Source organism: Bradyrhizobium cosmicum, assembly GCF_032290525.1.
GTDB classification, from domain to species: Bacteria; Pseudomonadota; Alphaproteobacteria; order Rhizobiales; family Xanthobacteraceae; genus Bradyrhizobium; species Bradyrhizobium cosmicum_A.
In genome coordinates this window covers 1-256 of the sequence record NZ_JASXTA010000365.1, presented here as the reverse complement: position 1 = coordinate 256, position 256 = coordinate 1, and the positions used below count along the sequence as shown (strand labels likewise).

Genomic DNA, 256 nt, shown 5'->3' with positions numbered 1-256 from the left:
ATCGTGCGCTCGTCCAAGAAGTACCGTGCGCATGACGCGCTGAACCAATTCAAGGTCGGCGACTCGGTCCGCATCATCGAATGCGCGCCCATGTCCAAGACCAAGCGCTGGACCGTCCTGACGGACGACGCCGTGACCCAGGCCGCCGAGGCCTGAACCGAACCCGCGGCGGGCCATGCGGCCCGCTTGTGATTTAGCGAAACCCTGGGGCCGGGACTGCAACCGGTCCCCAAAGGTCGGGAGCAAACCATGATCC

At 64.8% G+C, this 256-nt stretch carries 1 protein-coding gene; it reads left to right on the top strand.

The window, feature by feature from the left end:
- Window positions 1-156: 30S ribosomal protein S17 (locus QSV46_RS40270; protein WP_314964232.1), on the top strand; the 156-nt coding region annotated here is incomplete at its 5' end.
- Window positions 157-256: the final 100 nt, after the last annotated feature.